This is a genomic window from Enterobacter sp. 4974935 (assembly GCF_058661735.1).
On record NZ_JBZWGT010000003.1, the window covers coordinates 3403331 to 3421240 of the forward strand.

14 protein-coding genes are annotated in these 17910 nt (G+C 55.8%); 5 read left to right on the top strand and 9 right to left on the bottom strand.

Features of this window, described 5'->3' with window-relative positions:
- Positions 1-34 precede the first annotated feature (34 nt).
- Positions 35-568 carry an isochorismatase family protein gene (locus tag AC4OVS_RS17600; RefSeq protein WP_320678479.1) on the bottom strand — a complete coding sequence of 178 codons (534 nt, stop codon included), beginning with the start codon at positions 566-568 and terminating at the stop codon, positions 35-37.
- Positions 569-772: 204 nt separating this feature from the next.
- On the opposite strand from AC4OVS_RS17600, the gene ampH reads away from it, so the two are divergent.
- On the top strand, positions 773-1933 hold the full coding sequence (gene ampH, locus AC4OVS_RS17605) for a D-alanyl-D-alanine-carboxypeptidase/endopeptidase AmpH (RefSeq protein ID WP_022647200.1): 1161 nt from the start codon (positions 773-775) through the stop codon (positions 1931-1933).
- Between the two features lie 2 nt (positions 1934-1935).
- Here ampH and AC4OVS_RS17610 read toward each other — a convergent pair whose 3' ends face one another.
- Both AC4OVS_RS17610 and AC4OVS_RS17615 read right to left on the bottom strand, forming a co-directional pair.
- Positions 1936-2562, bottom strand: coding sequence for a helix-turn-helix domain-containing protein (locus AC4OVS_RS17610; protein ID WP_022647199.1), 627 nt, complete (start codon positions 2560-2562; stop codon positions 1936-1938).
- 87 nt (positions 2563-2649) lie between these two features.
- Complete coding sequence (locus AC4OVS_RS17615; RefSeq protein ID WP_126291979.1) at positions 2650-5424, bottom strand: autotransporter outer membrane beta-barrel domain-containing protein; 2775 nt, start codon at positions 5422-5424, stop codon at positions 2650-2652.
- 452 nt (positions 5425-5876) lie between these two features.
- On the opposite strand from AC4OVS_RS17615, the gene hemB reads away from it, so the two are divergent.
- Positions 5877-6851 carry a porphobilinogen synthase gene (gene hemB / locus AC4OVS_RS17620; protein ID WP_003859169.1) on the top strand — a complete coding sequence of 325 codons (975 nt, stop codon included), beginning with the start codon at positions 5877-5879 and terminating at the stop codon, positions 6849-6851.
- A gap of 125 nt (positions 6852-6976) precedes the next feature.
- Positions 6977-8701 (top strand): bifunctional ornithine lipid synthase OlsF, encoded by a 1725-nt coding sequence (gene olsF / locus AC4OVS_RS17625; RefSeq protein WP_171932812.1) that lies wholly within the window; start codon positions 6977-6979, stop codon positions 8699-8701.
- Positions 8702-8770: 69 nt separating this feature from the next.
- Here the strand turns inward: olsF and tauD are convergent, their stop codons facing one another.
- From tauD to mmuP, 6 genes are all read right to left on the bottom strand, one after another.
- Positions 8771-9622, bottom strand: a complete 852-nt coding sequence (gene tauD, locus AC4OVS_RS17630) for a taurine dioxygenase (RefSeq protein ID WP_063163716.1) — start codon at positions 9620-9622, stop codon at positions 8771-8773.
- The gene (gene tauC, locus AC4OVS_RS17635) at positions 9619-10446 is read right to left on the bottom strand and encodes a taurine ABC transporter permease TauC (RefSeq protein WP_022647195.1); all 828 of its coding nucleotides are present in this window, start codon (positions 10444-10446) and stop codon (positions 9619-9621) included. The genes tauD and tauC overlap by 4 nt, the downstream gene beginning before the upstream one ends.
- Positions 10443-11210, bottom strand: coding sequence for a taurine ABC transporter ATP-binding subunit (gene tauB, locus AC4OVS_RS17640; RefSeq protein ID WP_022647194.1), 768 nt, complete (start codon positions 11208-11210; stop codon positions 10443-10445). Before tauB ends, tauC begins: the two co-directional genes overlap by 4 nt.
- A gap of 10 nt (positions 11211-11220) precedes the next feature.
- On the bottom strand, positions 11221-12183 hold the full coding sequence (gene tauA / locus AC4OVS_RS17645) for a taurine ABC transporter substrate-binding protein (protein WP_032624781.1): 963 nt from the start codon (positions 12181-12183) through the stop codon (positions 11221-11223).
- A 222-nt stretch (positions 12184-12405) separates the two neighbouring features.
- The gene (mmuM, locus tag AC4OVS_RS17650) at positions 12406-13338 is read right to left on the bottom strand and encodes a homocysteine S-methyltransferase (RefSeq protein WP_063148328.1); all 933 of its coding nucleotides are present in this window, start codon (positions 13336-13338) and stop codon (positions 12406-12408) included.
- On the bottom strand, positions 13325-14725 hold the full coding sequence (gene mmuP / locus AC4OVS_RS17655; protein WP_023305550.1) for an S-methylmethionine permease: 1401 nt from the start codon (positions 14723-14725) through the stop codon (positions 13325-13327). The genes mmuM and mmuP overlap by 14 nt, the downstream gene beginning before the upstream one ends.
- 158 nt (positions 14726-14883) lie before the next feature.
- On the opposite strand from mmuP, the gene AC4OVS_RS17660 reads away from it, so the two are divergent.
- On the top strand, positions 14884-15993 hold the full coding sequence (locus tag AC4OVS_RS17660) for an AI-2E family transporter (RefSeq protein ID WP_022647190.1): 1110 nt from the start codon (positions 14884-14886) through the stop codon (positions 15991-15993).
- A gap of 114 nt (positions 15994-16107) precedes the next feature.
- On the top strand, positions 16108-17892 hold the full coding sequence (locus AC4OVS_RS17665) for a sensor domain-containing diguanylate cyclase (RefSeq protein ID WP_491922599.1): 1785 nt from the start codon (positions 16108-16110) through the stop codon (positions 17890-17892).
- Positions 17893-17910 lie beyond the last annotated feature (18 nt).

The window sequence follows — 17910 nt, forward strand, 5'->3', positions numbered from 1 at the left end:
CTCAGGCAAAAAAGTCAGACCTGCGGGTGAATTATTAGTTCGCTTTCCAGTTTTCAAGAATTGTTTCGGTGCGTTTCACCGAAGGCGGGTTGGCAGGGGCGATGAAGTTACGCCAGACATCGTTATAGTGCGCGATCAGAACCTGGGCATCGGCCGCTGGACGATTGGCCGTGGTGTGGGCATCCTCCGCAACCGTGATGTGGTAGCCCCGGCTGACACCGTTTTTAAAGGTGGCATCGACACAATAATCCGTCGCGCAGCCGCAGATAATAAATTCATCGATCCCCTGTTCGCGCAACAGTGCCTCGAGCGAAGTGTTATAGAAGGCATCGCAAGCGGTCTTCGTGACGTAAAACGCCCCTGCCGGCTGGTTGAGCTCGGGCAGCAATGCAAACCCTTCGCTCCCCTCCTCTAGCCCGCCAGCTTCAGTATGCTGTATGAAAATAACGGCCTCAGCAGCCTGGGTAAGCTGATTGATCAGTGAGACACATTTCTCACTCTGATGGCGCGGCGTCTTAAACACCCCATTCTGCATATCAACCACCAAAACCACACGCTTTTCAGACATACCGTTCTCCGCAATAATGAATGTAACTGGTGACTATCATAAGCCCGATGTCACAAAATGGGAGTCTGGCCGTAAGTAAATTGTGCAAATTTACCCACGGTTACGTTTTTCTCGCTATCGTTATGCAAATCGGACGATTGCCCAACGCCGATTAGTAGTATAACTACCCGTAACTCTCCTTATTCACTGGATGGATGCTTTTTGTTGAAACGTTGTCTGCTCTCTTTCGCCGCGCTGTGTGCGGTGAGCCTGTCCACCGCCCAGGCAGCACAGCCTCTGACGGCACCGGTTCTGGCCTCTGACATTGCCGATCGCTATGCGAACCTTATTTATTACGGCAGTGGTGCGACGGGAATGGCGCTGGTCGTGATCGACGGTAACCAGCGGGTGTTTCGCAGCTTCGGTGAAACACGACCGGGAAATAACGTTCGCCCGCAGCTGGATTCCGTTATCCGTGTCGCGTCGATAACCAAGCTGATGACCAGCGAAATGCTGGTGAAATTGCTCGATCAGGGCGTGGTAAAACTCGACGATCCGCTCAGCAAATATGCGCCACCCGGCGCTCGCGTTCCGACATATCAGGGAACGCCGATCAGGCTGGTGAACCTGGCGACCCATACCAGCGCCCTGCCGCGAGAACAGCCCGGTGGCGCTGCGCATCGCCCTGTCTTTGTCTGGCCAACTCGCGAACAACGCTGGAACTACCTGAGCACCGCAACGCTGAAATCGGCCCCGGGTTCTCAGGCTGGCTATTCTAACCTGGCGTTTGATCTGCTGGCCGACGCGTTAGCAACGGCATCAGGTAAGCCTTACCCTCAGCTGTTTGAAGAGCAAATCACGCGTCCGCTCGGGATGAAAGATACTACTTACACCCCCTCCCCGGACCAGTGCAAGCGTCTGATGGTGGCGGAAAAAGGGGCCAGCCCGTGTAATAACACGCTGGCAGCCATTGGCAGCGGTGGGGTTTACTCTACGCCTGGCGACATGATGCGCTGGATGCAACAGTTCCTCTCATCGGATTTTTACGCGCGCAGTAATCAGGCCGACCGAATGCAGACGCTCATCTACCAGCGTGCTCAGTTACGTCGCGTCATTGGTATGGATGTTCCCGGTAAAGCCGATGCCCTCGGCATGGGCTGGGTATATATGGCGCCAAAAGATGGTCGCCCGGGTATTATTCAAAAAACCGGTGGGGGTGGCGGATTCATCACCTACATGGCGATGATTCCGCAATCAAACGTGGGCGCTTTTGTGGTGGTCACCCGGTCACCGAACACCCGCTTCGTGAATATGAGTGATGGCGTAAATAACCTTGTAGCCGAGCTGAGCGCCAATAAAGCGCAGGTACTTACGGCCGCTAACTGAGCTTAATAGTCCGTGGGCAAACGGTTAATACTGATCAGTTTGCCCCGGCTCATATTGATGTAGTTCCCCTGACGCAGCGCCGCCAGAACCTCCGCAACCACCGAACGTGATATACGCGTGCTACGCTGAATATGATTCATCACACCAATTTTTGAGCGTAGCGTGTCATCCCACTCGGCCATATTGATTAGCATCGCCCGAATTTGGCTATACGAATTATTTCCGACCAGCTGGATATCACGTTTTCCCAGTAAATGATTTAGCCATGAAAGCCAGCAGAATGCTTCTTGCCAGAGTTGCGCTTCTTGAATAATTTCGCATGCAGTAGAGGCTGGCAAATAAAATCCGGTACAAGGTGTTTGTGCCATCAGGGAATATTCAAGATAGCTGTCATTAATCCATGCACTTAATCCATGAATATAGGGTGCCCGTGCAATACCCACGAGTAATTCATCTGATTTACGGTGAACGACTGTCAGGCCGGATTGTATTACAAATGTCAATGGTTCATCATCATTATTGCCGGTAGTTATAAATTGTTGTGGTTCCGTTTTAAATGGGGTACCGGCGACTTCCAGACACTTTATGAGCCGGCTTAATTCAGAAAGTGGTTTCGCATTAACGTTCATGCATACCTCAAGTCATCTGTATATGTCGGTTCTTTATTATTTTTAAAGCACATAAAAAAGCGGGGGCAAAATCCCCCGCGTTTTTTCTTACCAGGTATATTTCACACCCAGGTTTGCTCCCCAGTTCTGGTCAACGTCGCCGCCGCCCAGATAAGTCGCATCAGTGTAAGCACTGAAGTTTTTCGTGAAGCTGAACTGAGTGCCCAGTCCCACGCGAACCGCAGAGCCTTCCACGCCGTTGTCAATGCTGTCATTGTTGATATCAGCATTGTTGTCGGCATCGTCATACACGTAAGCCAGCTTGAAGTAAGGGGTTAATGCCTGCTCGCCACCGTAGTTGAAGGTATAACCTGCATCCACGCCGAGCTCATAACGCATACTGTCGTAAGACTGGCCATCGATACGCATGTCGTTGCTTAACTGATAGTCATCACCGGACTGGAACAGGCCAGAGATCGCCGCGTAAGGCGTGACGTAGCCAGACAGGTTTGGTTTCCAGTCATAGCCCAGTTTCATCCCGAAACCAACGGCGTCAGTCGTGGTATTACCGTCAACATACTGACCGTTGCTCATGGTAGCAGAGAGGTCGTTGTTGAAGCGGGTGTAGCTCATGGAGCTGTCGAGGAAGATGTCGTTCATGAACTTCGCCGACGCGTAGATCATCGCAGTCTGGCTGTCCTGATCGACCTGACCAGTACGATCGCTGATATCACCCTTCGCGAAACCAGCCGCACCACCGACAATCCACTTCGCGTTATTACCGTCGATCTGAGTATCCAGACCCACCATAATGCCGCTTACGTCCTGATCGTAGCTAACGGTGCCATTATCCGCGTCAAAGTTGCCGCCAAAATAGCTCACCCATGCGCCGCCGTTATCTGCCAGGCCATGACGGCTGTTGGTCAGACGGGTACCCACGGTATCCTGTTGCAGATTCCAGATGTTGGTATTAGCAGAAGGAATGCTCAGCGCCATGTTGGCGTAGTCAGTCAGCTCTTCCTGCTGGAGAACAACGGTGTCACCCTTCTGCTGCGCCTGATAGGTGTATGCACCTAAATCAGCTTTGTTTGCCGCAGTAAAGCTGGCAGCGGTATCCGCGTTATTGTCATAGACGCGAATGATCTCTTTGTTTTTGTAGTCAGCTACGGAGCCTGCACCGGTCGCATCGTCGATGCGCACTTTATAGTTACCGGCAACGTCACCGTTCACCGCCAGATGGCCGTCAGAGTTCAGCGCGACAACACCATAGTCGTAGTCCGCTTTATGGCTATCGTTGGTGATATAGCGTGCGTTGTTCAGGTCGCTGTTCAGCACATAATCGCGGCTGGCAACGTTGAGCACACCGCCATCGGTCAGCACCATATTGTGCGTATCAACCTGACCCAGACCCAGCGCCAGCTCTGCACCGTTGTCTACAGTAATGGTGTTGGCATACAGTTCTGCCGTCTCTTCAGTCAGTGCCGCACGGCTGTAGCTATCCAGATACAGACTGTCGGTTGCCACGGCACCGCTGTCGCCAATATTCAAGGTTGAAGCATTGGTCAGGGTGATGGAATCTGCCAGCAGGCCGGAGTTTTCAACATTGACCTGAGACTGGTTGTTCACCGTCAGTGCATCGATGTTGGAGATCTTGCGGGTATCCCACTCGGAACCGTTATCCAGCGCCACGTTGAACAGGCCGCTCTGATACACCTCTTCACCGGCAACGTGACCGTTGCTGTCAAAGGTAGAATCAGGCCAGATGCTATTCGGGGACAATGCGTGCCAGTCTACGTTGCTGTAGCCCTGGCCATACATCTGCGCAGTGCCGATAGCTTCAACGCTGGACTGCGCTGCACCCACCCACTTACTGCCATTGGTCAGCGTGACATCCAGTTTATCGGTACCATCCCAGCCGTTGGTGGTTGGGTTATAGACGCCATCTTCTGTGGTATCCGTTGCCGGATCGCCATTCTCGTAGAAGTTGTTATCAAAGGTGCTGGAGAAAAGAATGTCACCCGTAACGGTAGAGTGATCGAAGGTAGCGGTGGTCTGCATGGCGTTATCAGACGCACTGGCAGCAACGATCAGCGCCGCATCATCCGCAGCCGTGGCGTTGGTTTCACCGTAGTCGCTTGGCTTCGCCGTTTGACCGTAGAAGCCGCTGGTACCCAGATCGCTGTATGCGCCAGAGGTCAGCACAGAGTCTTTCACCACCAGCGTATCGGTAAAGATATTGCTGCTGTTAGCAACGCCTTCAACACCGTCGTATGGCGTGTTATCAAGCTCCTGATAACCCTGCGTCAGCGTGATGCCCGCGATGTGGGAATTGTTCTGAATAACGATATCAGACTCAACATCCAGGGTGATGGCGTTACCCAGACCATAGGTGTCCAGATAATGCGTTTCAGTGGTATCGCCATTAACGACATCATACGCATAATGCTCGTAGGTATCGTTGATGGTGGAGTTATCAACAGTCAGGCTAAAACGATCGTACTGAGTATGCGTAGTGCCGTCAGTATCTACGCCATCTGCACACGTCGTGGTCATACACTCTGACGTGATCATGCCGTTAATGGTACTGTTAGAAATACTCAACGCGTTCGCACGGCCATTGACACCATCATCCAGATAGTATGTCGAAATAACTCCGTTTACGGTTGATTTATTGACGACCGGATAAATGTCACCATCATGTGTGGCATCTGAATAATCCCAGTCAGCATAACCATAATACCAGGGCGTGGACGCAGTATTGTCATATCCAAAAGTATTATATGTCGTGCCGGATATATCTTTCGCATTGGCCTGAGAAGCGATAGCCAGTGTGCAGGCTAATGCAAGTTGTGATACAACCAGTTTCTTTTTCCATGTTTGCATTGGGTCATCCCTCCTCAGGGACGTAAGCAAGTTTGTCCATCAAATCATTTGGCAACGTTTAATTGCGGAAGGAATTATGCAGTTTCACTTCGAAAAGGTTCAATGAATGATTCCATTAAGTCCGTATTCAGACAAATAAGCTTATAAACCCAGGACAATATCAATCATTATGAATAAATATTATAAATTCAACTGATTGCAAACTACTTTAGTTGCTTCGACACATATAATAAAAAGCAATAAATCATTTATATTTATAATCCCAAACCAATATAGAAGCCTCACCAATATCACATACCACTCTGGACACCATAATAAGATTTATAATATATACAAAATACATGTAGCGTATATTAATCGATTTCGAAAATCTAAAAGACAACTTTAGTAAAACACCACTCTCCGCTTTCAGGTACACTAAGCCTCTTTGTTCCACAAACATCAGGCATACCATGACCGATTTAATTGCTCGTCCCCGTCGCCTGCGCAAGTCACCCGCACTGCGCGCCATGTTTGAAGAGACAACACTGACCTTAAACGATCTGGTGTTGCCGATTTTTGTTGAAGAAGAGATCGATGACTACAAAGCCATCGACGCGATGCCGGGCGTGATGCGCATTCCTGAAAAGCATCTGGCCCGCGAGATCGAACGCATTGCGAATGCGGGCATCCGCTCGGTGATGACGTTCGGTATCTCCCACCACACTGACGCAACCGGCAGTGATGCATGGAAAGAAGACGGCCTCGTGGCACGCATGTCGCGCATCTGCAAAGAGAGTGTGCCGGAGATGATCGTCATGTCCGATACCTGCTTCTGCGAATACACCTCTCATGGCCACTGCGGTGTGCTGTGCGATCACGGAGTGGACAACGATGCGACCCTGCTGAATCTGGGCAAACAGGCGGTGGTTGCCGCCGCCGCGGGTGCGGATTTTATTGCACCTTCTGCGGCAATGGATGGTCAGGTTCAGGCTATTCGTCATGCGCTGGATGCGGCAGGCTTTACCGACACCGCCATCATGTCCTACTCCACCAAATTCGCCTCCTCCTTCTACGGCCCGTTCCGTGAAGCGGCAGGTACGGCGCTGAAGGGCGATCGTAAAACCTATCAGATGAACCCGCTGAACCGCCGCGAAGCGATTCGTGAATCTCTGCTCGATGAAGCACAGGGCGCAGACTGTCTGATGGTGAAACCGGCCGGCGCGTATCTGGATATCCTGCGCGACATTCGCGAACGCACCGAACTGCCGCTGGGCGCATACCAGGTGAGCGGCGAGTACGCGATGATCAAATTCGCCGCGCAGGCGGGTGCCATCGACGAAGAGAAAGTGATCCTCGAAAGCCTGGGGGCGATCAAACGCGCGGGCGCGGATCTAATCTTCAGCTACTTCGCGTTGGATCTGGCTGAGAAGAAAATTCTGCGTTAATCCGCTTTAGCGCCGGGTGGCTTCGCCATACCCGGCCTACTCTCTGCGCGAATCTTCACTAAACTGCAATACAACCGACATCTCCTCCTTCTACTGTCTGGGCAAGACGGCAGGAGGAGTGATCAATGTTTAGTCTCGACAGCGTTCTTGATGACCTTTGGCCTCAGGCGAGGCCCGCACCCTGGCAAAAAAGTCTGTTAAAAAGACTGCTCCACGAAGACGAATTTCAGCAGTTTGCCGCCAGCCACCGCCACCTGAAAGGGCTGGATATGGTAGAGCAGGTTCTGGAACACCTTGATATTCTCTGCACCATTTCCGCCCGAGACCTCGAACAAATCCCCGAACACGGCCCACTCATTGTGATAGCGAACCACCCGACGGGCACCCTGGATGGGCTGGCGCTACTGTATGCCGTTTCGCGCGTGCGCCGGGACGTCAAGGTTGTCACCAACCGGATGCTGTCTCACCTTGAGCCCCTCAGCTCGTTGTTTATCCCCGTGGACAATATGGGCGGCAGAACCGCAAAAGCATCTCTGGTGAAGATGGAGCAGCACCTGCAAAACGCCGGCGTGCTGATCTTCTTCCCGGCGGGCGAAGTCTCCCGCCCAACGCGTAAAGGCATCCGCGATAAAAAGTGGCATCCGGGCTTTATCAAGCTGGCCAGCAAACTACGGGTACCGCTGCTACCGGTACATATTCAGGCCCACAACAGCCTGCTGTTTTATGCCAGCACCCTGGTATCGCCGACGGTATCCCTGCTGCTGCTGATGCAACAGATGTTTCGCCGCCGTCACAGCCAGCTGCCGATCAAAATTGGCCAGCAGATTGCCTGGAATGATCGGTTTAGCTCTACCCTTTCATCGCGTGAGATGGCCGAGCAGTGCCGTCAGCACGTGATACGACTTGGCAAGGGATTGCCTGGCGTCTTTAAAACCCAGTGCGCCATTGCCCGCCCGGAAGACAGGGCCACGCTGAAGCGGGAGCTGGCGCAGGCCGAATGTCTGGGCAAAACCAGCGATGGTAAAACCATCTATTTGTGGCAGCGCAACGGGCAGGAAGAGGCGCCTCTGCTGCGCGAGCTGGGGCGACTGCGCGAGATTGCCTTTCGCGCCGTGGAGGAAGGCAGCGGAAAGCGCCGGGATACCGACAGCTACGATGATGACTATCTGCACCTTATTCTGTGGGATGATGATGACCTCGAGATTGTCGGCGCGTACCGCTTTATGCCAACGGCCATGCAGGTGGAAAAGTGCGGCGTCGAGGGATTGTACAGTTACAGCCTGTTCCACTACGACGAAAAAATGCAGGACATACTGGAGCACGGCATTGAGCTGGGGCGCAGCTTTATACAGCCGCGCTACTGGGGACGTCGCGGTCTGGACTACCTGTGGTCAGGCATTGGCGCCTATCTGGCGCGCTATCCACATTACCGTTACCTGTTTGGTCCGGTGTCCATCTCCGGCGGCTTACCGCCTGCCGCCCGGGATCTGCTGGTCGCGTTTTATCGTCTCTGGTTTCCGGCCAGCCACCCGTTAGCCGCCTCGCGTCAACCCTACCCGGCGTCACTCCCGGACGTGCTGGCGCAATTTAGCGGGGTGGATTACGTGGATGACCTGACAAAGCTCAAATCCCTGCTCGGCAATCTGGGCTGCGGTATTCCGCCGCTTTATAAACAATATTCCGAGCTATGCGAGCCAGGCGGCGTGCAGTTTATCGATTTCGGCAGCGATCCGGCGTTCAATAACTGTATCGACGGGCTGGTGCTGGTGGATCTGTGTTATCTGAAGGCGAACCGCTATCAGCGGTATATAGAGGCGCACTTAATACCCTCACCCCTGCCCTCTCCCTAAAAGGGAGAGGGTGAAAACCGCACCGGTCAGTCCCCTCGCCCCTTTGGGGAGAGGGTTAGGGTGAGGGGCTCAAACCGCACGGTAGAACGGCTTATCCCCCAAAATCGTCGCCCGCTGCATAATCCTTCGCTGCGGCAGGTAATCCGCATTGGCGTAATGCTGCGTGACGCGGTTATCCCAGATCGCCAGATCGTTCTCCTGCCAGCGCCAGCGCACCTGAAACTCCGGCTTCGTGATATGCGCAAACAGGAAACTGAGCAACGCCTCGCTCTCTTTTTCCGTTACGTCCACAATGCGCGAGGTAAACCCTTCGTTCACAAACAGCGCCTGCTTGCCGGTCACCGGATGGGTACGCACCACCGGGTGCAACAGCGGCGGATGTTTTGCGACCGCATCCAGCCAGCGCTGGTGCTCCTCTTCCGTTTTACGGTACTTATACTCCTGGAACGATTTTTTAAAATCATGCTCCGCCCGCAGGCCACTTAGCAAGGTCTGGAACGGCGCGGAGAGCGCCTCAAACGCCGCAATGCCGCTCGCCCACAGCGTATCGCCGCCGGTCTCTGGCAGTAGTTTTGCTGCCAGAATCGCCCCGGCTGGCGGTGTGTCGATAAAGGTAACATCCGTATGCCAGTTGTCATTATCGGGCGGGTTATCGTTATGAGTGTCCAGCACGATAATTTCCTCCACCCCTTCCGCATGCGGGTAGACCGGGTGGATATGCAGGTCGCCAAAACGCAGGGCCAGCGCGCGCTGCTGTTGCGGGGTGATGGCCTGATCGCGCAGGAACACCACCTGATGGCGCAGCACCGCGTGGTACAGCTGCTCAAACTGGTTATCGCTCAGCGGACGGGTTACGTCCAGGCCCGACACCTGCGCGCCAATGTACGGCCCCAGCGGGACAATCGTCAGACGTTCACTCATTGTATTTCTCCATGCCAGGGCGTCAGGCGACGCTGTAGCGTGCGCAGTCCCAGTTCTAATCCAAAGGCGATCGCGGCGATGACCGCGATCCCTGCCAGTACCACGTCAGTCGCCAGGAACTCTCCCGCCGACTGCACCATAAACCCAAGGCCGCGCGTGGCGGCAATCAGCTCTGCCGCCACCAGCGTTGACCAGCCCACCCCAAGGCCGATGCGCAACCCGGTCAATATCTCCGGCAGCGCACCTGGTAAAATGACGAACAGCAGTACCTGCGCGCGGCTGGCGCCGAGCGACTGCGCCGCACGTATGCGTACCTGCTGCGCACTCTTTACGCCAGCCAGGGCCGACATTGCTACCGGCGCAAAAATAGCCAGATATATCAGTAAGATCTTTGACGTCTCGCCGATGCCAAACCAGATCACCATCAGGGGCAGATAAGCCAGCGGCGGTACGGGACGGTAAAGCTCTATCAGCGGGTCGAGAATGCCGCGCACCGTCGGGCTCAGTCCCATCGCAATCCCCACCGGAACGCCAATAATGACCGCCGCCAGCAGCGCCACCAGAATACGCGTCAGACTGGCGCCTAAATGCTGCCAGAGGGTGGCATCCATAAAGCCCTGCGGTCCGGCGATGGCGATCAGTTTTTCCAGAACCTGGCCTGGCGGGGGCAGAAACAGCGGGCTGATCCACTGCTGCGCGGCAACCGCCCACCATACCGCCAGCAACACCACCAGCGTGCTGACGCTTAAGGTGAGCTGGCGAGAGAACGGCCAGCGTAAGGCACGGCGCGTCCGCCGCGTTTTTTCACTGAAGACAATGCTCATGAGAACGCCTCCCGCTGTTCAAACACACGGCTCAGGATGTATTCCCGTTTTTCGATAAATAGCGGGTCTGATTTGATGCTGCGTACTGGCTCTCCCGCCACATAGCGCCGGGCAAACTCAAGCGGCAGACGCTCCAGCACGCGTCCCGGTCCCGGTGAGAGCAGCACCAGCTCCGTCGCCATAAACACGGCCTCTTCGATATCGTGGGTGATTAACAGCACCTGCTTGCCGGTTTCGTGCCACAGGCGCAGCAGCAGGGTTTGCATCTGCTCACGGGTAAAGGCATCCAGCGCCCCGAAAGGTTCGTCCAGCAACAGCAGCTGAGGGTTAGCCGCCAGCGCACGGGCAATCCCGACGCGCTGACGCTGCCCGCCTGAAAGCTGCCAGATAAAGCGTTTTTCAGCCCCCTCCAGCCCGACCTTTTTCAACATGTCGCGCGCCGTATTCAGACGCTGTTCACGCGCTACGCCGGCCAGTTGCAGACCAAACGCAACGTTTTCCTGCACGTTTCGCCACGGAAGTAGCCCTTCGTTCTGGAAGACCACGCCGCGCTCTGCGCCCGGCCCCGTTACCCGTTTTCCTTCGAGTTGGATCGTGCCGTGCTGATACGGTACAAACCCGGCGATCAGGTTCAGCAGCGTCGTTTTCCCGCAGCCGGACGGCCCCAGTACGACCAGCAGTTCACCGCTGTCCAGCGTCAGGTTGATCTCTTTCAGGGCGGGTTTGCCGCCGTAATCGGCAGACAGGTTTGTAATGTTCAGCATCGCAGCCCCCTTATTTCACAAAGCGGTCGGTCACGAACCGGCTGTAATCCGCTGCCACCGCAGGCACTTTGCCCTGCTCTTTCAGGAACGTCGCAGTGTCGACAATCGCTTTGCTCACCGGCCCGTTCAGCTGCTGGACCTGCTGCGCAGGTGTCAGATAGGTGTTGCCTTTCACCAGCCCCGGCACGTCAGCTTCCGGCACACCGCTCAGACGTGAGAGCTTCTCCAGGTTGGCGGGCTGTTTCAGCCATTCATCCGGGTTGCTGATGTAAGGCTGCTGGGCGTCGATGGCGCTTTTGGCGAAGGCTTTCACCACTTCAGGGTGTTTTTCGGCAAAGTCCTTACGAACGACCCAGACATCAAGTGTTGGCGCCCCCCATTGCCCCACTTTTTCGGAGTCGGTCAGCACGGTGCCGTCTTTTTCCAGCTCGTTGACGGCGGGCGCCCAGACGTATGCTCCGTCAATGTCGCCACGCTGCCAGGCGGCAATAATCGCTGGAGGTTGCAGGTTGATGATCTGCACCTGGCCCGGCTTAATGCCCCAGTGTTTCAGCGCTGCCAGCAGGCTGTAATGCGTGGTGGAGATAAACGGCACCGCGATGCGTTTGCCAATCAAATCTTCGGGTTTCGTGATGCTTTTCTTCACCACCAGCGCTTCGGAATTTCCGAGCTGCGATGCCAGCAGGAAGACTTCAATCGGCACCTGCTGGCTGGCGGCAACGGCCAGCGGGCTGGAACCCAGGTTGCCAATCTGCACGTCGCCCGAGGCTAACGCCCGCACAATTGCCGCGCCGCTGTCGAACTTGCGCCAGTCGACGTTCGCCCCGCTCGCTTTGGCGAAGGTGTTATCCGCCTGCGCGACTTTCGCCGGTTCCGCGGAAGTCTGATACGCGACGGTGACGTCCACCGCCTGCGCCTGAAATGCCCACAGCGCCAGTGCACCAAGTAACGTGATTCGCGATGAAATTGCCATACCGTCTGCTCCCCTTGTTGTTATAAGGGCAGTATTTCCGGCGTGGGATTTTTGATAAAGGAATAAAAAAGAATCGCTAATGACGATTCGTTTTTAGAAAAAAAGCGGGAAAGGATAGTGAATTTTGTGCGGTTGTTTCGCAGGGTGGCGCTGCGCTTACCCGGCCTACGGTTCGTGCAATTTGTAGGCCGGGTAAGGCGCAACCGCCGCCCGGCAAAGGCCTCAGCGCTGAACCGTCAGCGCAGCAATATCCTGCGGCGTGGTCCGACAGCAGCCGCCAATCAGCTTCGCGCCTGCTTCCAGCCACTGCGGTAAATACCCCGCCAGCGTCACGCACGTTTCACCGTGGTGATGCCAGGTTTTACTCACCGCATCGTAATGCTCGCCGGAGTTCGGATAGACCACCAGGGGCAGCGACGTCAGGCTGTGCAGATGCGTCAGCGCCGCCGTGGTGTTTTCCAGCGCGATACAGTTAATCCCCAGCGCGACAACCTGCGGGTAGCTTTCCAGCGCAGAAACAACATCCCGCAGCGGCGTTCCGTCGCTCAGGTGCTCACTGTCACGCAGGGTAAATGAGAACCATGCCCGGGCGCGCGGATATGCCGTCAGCAACGCCGCCAGCGCCTTAATCTCAGTGAACGAAGGCAGCGTTTCACAGGCCAGGAGGTCCGCGCCCGCATCCAACAGCGCCTCTACACGCGGGCTGTGGAAGGCGGTAAATTCTTCAGCGCTACGCACATAATCGCCGCGATACTCGGAACCATCGGCCAGATACGCGCCGTAAGGGCCCACAGATCCCGCCACCAGCAGCGTGCCCGCCTGCGCATTCTCTGCCAGGTACGCTTCGCGCGCTTTGCGTGCCAGCTCTACGCTTTTGCCGATCAGCGTCCGGGATTGCGACTCGTCCAGCCCGCGAGCGGCAAAGCCTGCGGGTGTCGCCTGATAGCTGGCGGTGATCGCCACCTGTGCACCCGCGCGGTAGTAGTCGAGGTGTACGTCGCGGATCAGCTCCGGATTTTCCATCAGCACTTTGGCCGACCAGAGACTGTCGGCAAGGTTACAACCGCGCGCTTCCAGCTCCGTTGCCATCGCCCCATCCAGCACGACAAACGGCTGGTTTTCAAGGAGGGCGGTAAGCGGATTATTCTGCGACATGTTCAGGCTCCTGCGTGGTCAGGTTTCGGGTCAGGTAGTACGCACCATAACACAGGGCGACAAACGGAAGCCCGCAATAAAGGGCAATACGCTGGCTGGGGTCAAACCACAGGCCGACGCAGGCCACCAGACAGAGGATAAAGCCAAGCACGGGCACCAGCGGATACCATGGCGCGCGATACTGCAACGCCGAAAGTGGCTGCCCGGACTGCACGTGACGGCGACGAAACACGAAGTGTGACGCGCAGATGCTGATCCACACCGCCACCACCGCAAAACCGGAAATGGCTGACAGGGCCACAAACACCGTATCCGGCGCGACCACGCTGGAGAACAGCGCCAGCACGCCACCCAGCATGGAAACGGAGAGCGCCGTCAGCGGCACACCGTTTTTGTTGACGCGGGCAAAGCAGCGCGGCAGCGTTTTCTCGTTAGACAGAGACCACAGCATACGGCCAGAGGCGTACAGGCCCGAGTTCGCCGCCGAGAGGATCGCCGTCAGGATCACGAAGTTAAAGATATCCGCCGCATACGGAATGCCGACCTTTTCAAACACCAGCACAAACGGACTTTTCTCCACGCCAGCCTGCTGCATGGGGATCAGCGCCGCCAGCACAAACACGGTGCCAATAAAGAAGATGATGAGCCGGGCGATGGTGGTGCGAATAGCAACCGGAATAACCTTGTGTGGGTTTTCCGTTTCCCCTGCCGCGATGCCGATAAGCTCCGTTCCTGAGAAGGCAAAGTTGACCGCCACCATGGTCATCAGGATCGGCAGGCCACCGTGCGGGAACCAGCCTTCGGCGGTAATGTTGCTTAGTCCCGGCGCGGCAGAGCCGTCCGCCATCGGGATAAAGCCAAAGATGGCCGCGCCGCCGAGAATAATAAAGGCGACGATGGTGATAACCTTGACCAGCGAGAACCAGAATTCCCCTTCCGCGAAAAAGCGCGTGGAAATCACGTTAAGACCAAAAATCACAGCGCAAAAGACAACGCACCACGTCCAGACGGGAACCTGTGGGAACCAGTACTGCATGCAGAACCCGGCCGCGGTAAAGCTCGATCCCAGCGCCACTGTCCACGTAAGCCAGTAGAGCCACGCCACGGTATACCCCGTCGCCGGGCCGAGATAGCGGGCGGCATAGACGTGAAACGCGCCGGTTTCCGGCATCGCCACGGAAAGTTCGCCCAGACATTGCATGACCAGCCAGACCACCAGCGCACCGATAAGATATGCCAGCAGCGTGCCCGCCGCGCCGGTTGTCGAGATGATATATCCGGTATTGAAGAATAACCCTGTGCCGATAACGCCACCCAGCGAGAGCATAATCAGGTGGCGGGTTTTCATGGTGCGCTTAAGTTGCCCGTTTTCTTGTTGTGTTTGCATGTTACCTTCTAAACGTATGGACATCTAAACATCCAAAGAAGGAGTGTTATACCGCGATTGTTAACAAAAAGCCACCCGGCGCGACTTCAGCGCAATTATTGGTAAATCCTTAAATCAGTTCTATAGTCGACACAGTTTCTTCTTCACCAGGACTCATTATGCGATTTAACGGACTGACCAAAGGTTTCTTTATTCTCATCCTGGCCCTTGTAACCTGGGCCTTCTTTGACGTGCTGTCTCCCTATTTCTCGGCGATTCTGTGGGCCGCGATCCTGACCATCATTTTCAACCCGGTGAAAAACAAACTGCGTACCGCGCTGGGCGATCGCAACGGGCTGGCTTCACTCCTCACACTCGGCATTATCTGCCTGATCGTGTTTATTCCGTTGATGGTGATCCTTTCCTCGCTCGCGGTGGAACTGAACATGGTTTACACCAGGCTGCAACAGAACAACACGCAGTTCCCGGAAGTGATCGCCGGTATCTTCAACCGCCTGCCGGACTGGGCCAGCGGCTTCCTGGCGGATCACAACCTGACCAACGCCGCGCAGATCCAGAAAAAACTCTCCGATGTCGCGTTACAGGGCGGGCAGTATCTGGCGGGCAGCGCGTTCCTGATTGGGAAAGGGACGTTCGGCTTTGCCATCAGCTTTGGCATTATGCTGTATCTGCTGTTTTTCTTGCTGAAAGACGGGCCGTATCTGGTGCGCCAGATCCTCGACTCGCTGCCGCTGTCTGACTTCGTCAAACAGCACCTGTTCGCTAAGTTTGTCGGCGTGTCGCGCGCCACGGTAAAAGGCACGGCGGTCGTGGCGGTGGTTCAGGGCACGCTTGGTGGTATTGCCTTTGCTATTGTCGGTATTGACGGCAGCGTATTGTGGGGCGCACTGATGGCATTTCTCTCCCTGGTGCCTGCCGTTGGGTCGGCCATCGTCTGGGTTCCCGCCGCCATCTTCCTGTTTGCCACTCACCAGCTGTGGCAGGGTCTGTTCATTGTGGGCTTCTTCGTCATTATCGTCGGGCTGGTGGACAACCTGTTGCGTCCGCTGCTGGTGGGCAAAGACACCAAAATGCCGGACTACCTGATACTGATTACCACGCTCGGCGGTATGGAGCTGTATGGCATCAACGGCTTTGTGATTGGGCCGCTGATTGCCGCTCTGTTTATCGCCTGCTGGAACCTCTTCTCCGGCCGCGACCACGCAGGCAACGCCGAGGAGCTGGACGCAGACTTTATCGAAGAGGGGAGAAATTCTCCGGATCTATAAATAAACGCGTTCTGTGAGGCGGCCCTGTGCCGCCTTTTTTTTCGCGATAAATCAGAGGTTTTCTATAATCTGAAATGAACGCTCTTCCACATTTGTCGTAGAAGGATCCAACAGGTGCGAATCGCCACGATCACGAACTGGGCTTATGGTGTCACGGTGTGCCTGACCATTGCCTCCGGCATCGTCATGCTGATGGCTTCCCACGCCGATAACATCGAACGTGAAGCCGTTAAACAACGCCAGGTCTTCGATCAGCTGACGGAGGAGATCGAGACAGACACCTGGATGCTCTCCGATCTGGCGCGGCTTTACGTCATCCAAAAAGAGCCCGAGGTGCTTGAGAAATATCAGGCGAAAGAAGCCGAGCTGAAGAATATCGAACACACGCTGCGACAGCTCAAAAATACGGGGGCATCGGGCGAAGAGCTGGCGCTGCTGTACGACGGACTGAAAATTGTAGACGATCTCCAGGATGAACAGCAGGCAGCCATTGACGGTATCGCCCGTGGCGAGGAACAGCAGGCCGTTTCGCTGCTGTTTGGTAAGAGCTATGAGCTGGAACTCGAACGGGCACACAACACTATCGAACGCTTTCGCATGCTGCTGGACAAGCGCATTATTGCCGACGTGCAGGCCGCAACCAAAACGTCCAAAACGCTTCGAACGGCCTCTGAGGTGATGGTCGGCCTGACCGCCCTGCTCTTCCTGTTTGTGATGGTTTTCATCCTCAAGCGCCGCGTACTCCGTCCGGTGGTGCGTCTGAGTGACATAGTTCATCGTCTTGCATCGCAGGATTACGCCGTCGAAACGCCGAACTTTACCCAGGTTGATGAAATCGGTGATATGGCGCAGGCCATCCGCATCTTCCGTGAGAACGGGCTGGCAAGGCAGCGGCTGGAAAAAGAGCGCGATGCTGACTGGGCCATCCGCGAACTGCTGGCGCGAATGACCCAGCGGTTGCAGGGCTGTGAAAACTTTGCCGACGTGATGAATGTGGCGGAGCTGTTTGCACCCAATATTGCGCCGGGGGTTTCAGGGCGCCTGTATATTCTGGAACGCGAGCCGTGGCAGATGCGCTGTACGGCCGAATGGCTATCGCCAGAAGGGGATAAAAAGCCGTTCCATCCTGACGAATGCTGGGCCGTCCGGCGTGGTCAAAGCCATCCGCCAGTGAACGGCGAGCCGGATATCGGCTGTTATCATCTGCCCGAATCACAGGCGCAGCAATCGCTGTGCGTTCCCCTGATTGCTCAGGGCGAGGCGATTGGATTGCTCTCATTCCAGGATATCACGCCTGAAACCGCGCCGTCCCGCGCCTATCTGGAACTGATGGCCGAGGCGCTGGGACTGGCGCTGGCCAACCAGCGGCTGCGCGATGCGCTGCTGGAAAAAGCCCTGTTCGATCCCTTGACGGGGCTGCGTAACCGCCACCATCTGGAAGATACGTTACGTACTCAAATGAAGCAGGCCGTGCGTAACGAGAAGCCGGTAAGCTGCCTGATGATCGATATCGATCACTTCAAGAGCATTAATGACCGCTTTGGTCATGAGGCTGGCGATCTGGTGATCAAAAGCGTGGCAGCCATTATTCAACGGGCGGTACACGATAGCGGGCTGGCCTTCCGCTATGGGGGGGAAGAGTTTTTGGTGCTTCTTACCGGTGCAGATGAGGAAGCAGCGCACGCCGCTGCAACGGAGATCTACAACGGCGTGCATGCGCTTTCGCTGCGCTACGGGCTTTCGGAGATTGGCCCGGTGGATGTGTCGATCGGGATCGCCAGCTATCCGCAGCACGCCCAGAGCGATAATCTGCTGCGCGCGGCGGACGTCGCGTTGTACCGGGCGAAAGAGCTGGGCCGCTCGCGGATTGTCAGCTTTGGGATGCTGGAGGCGGGCTAAAGGGGTTATTCGAGCCTG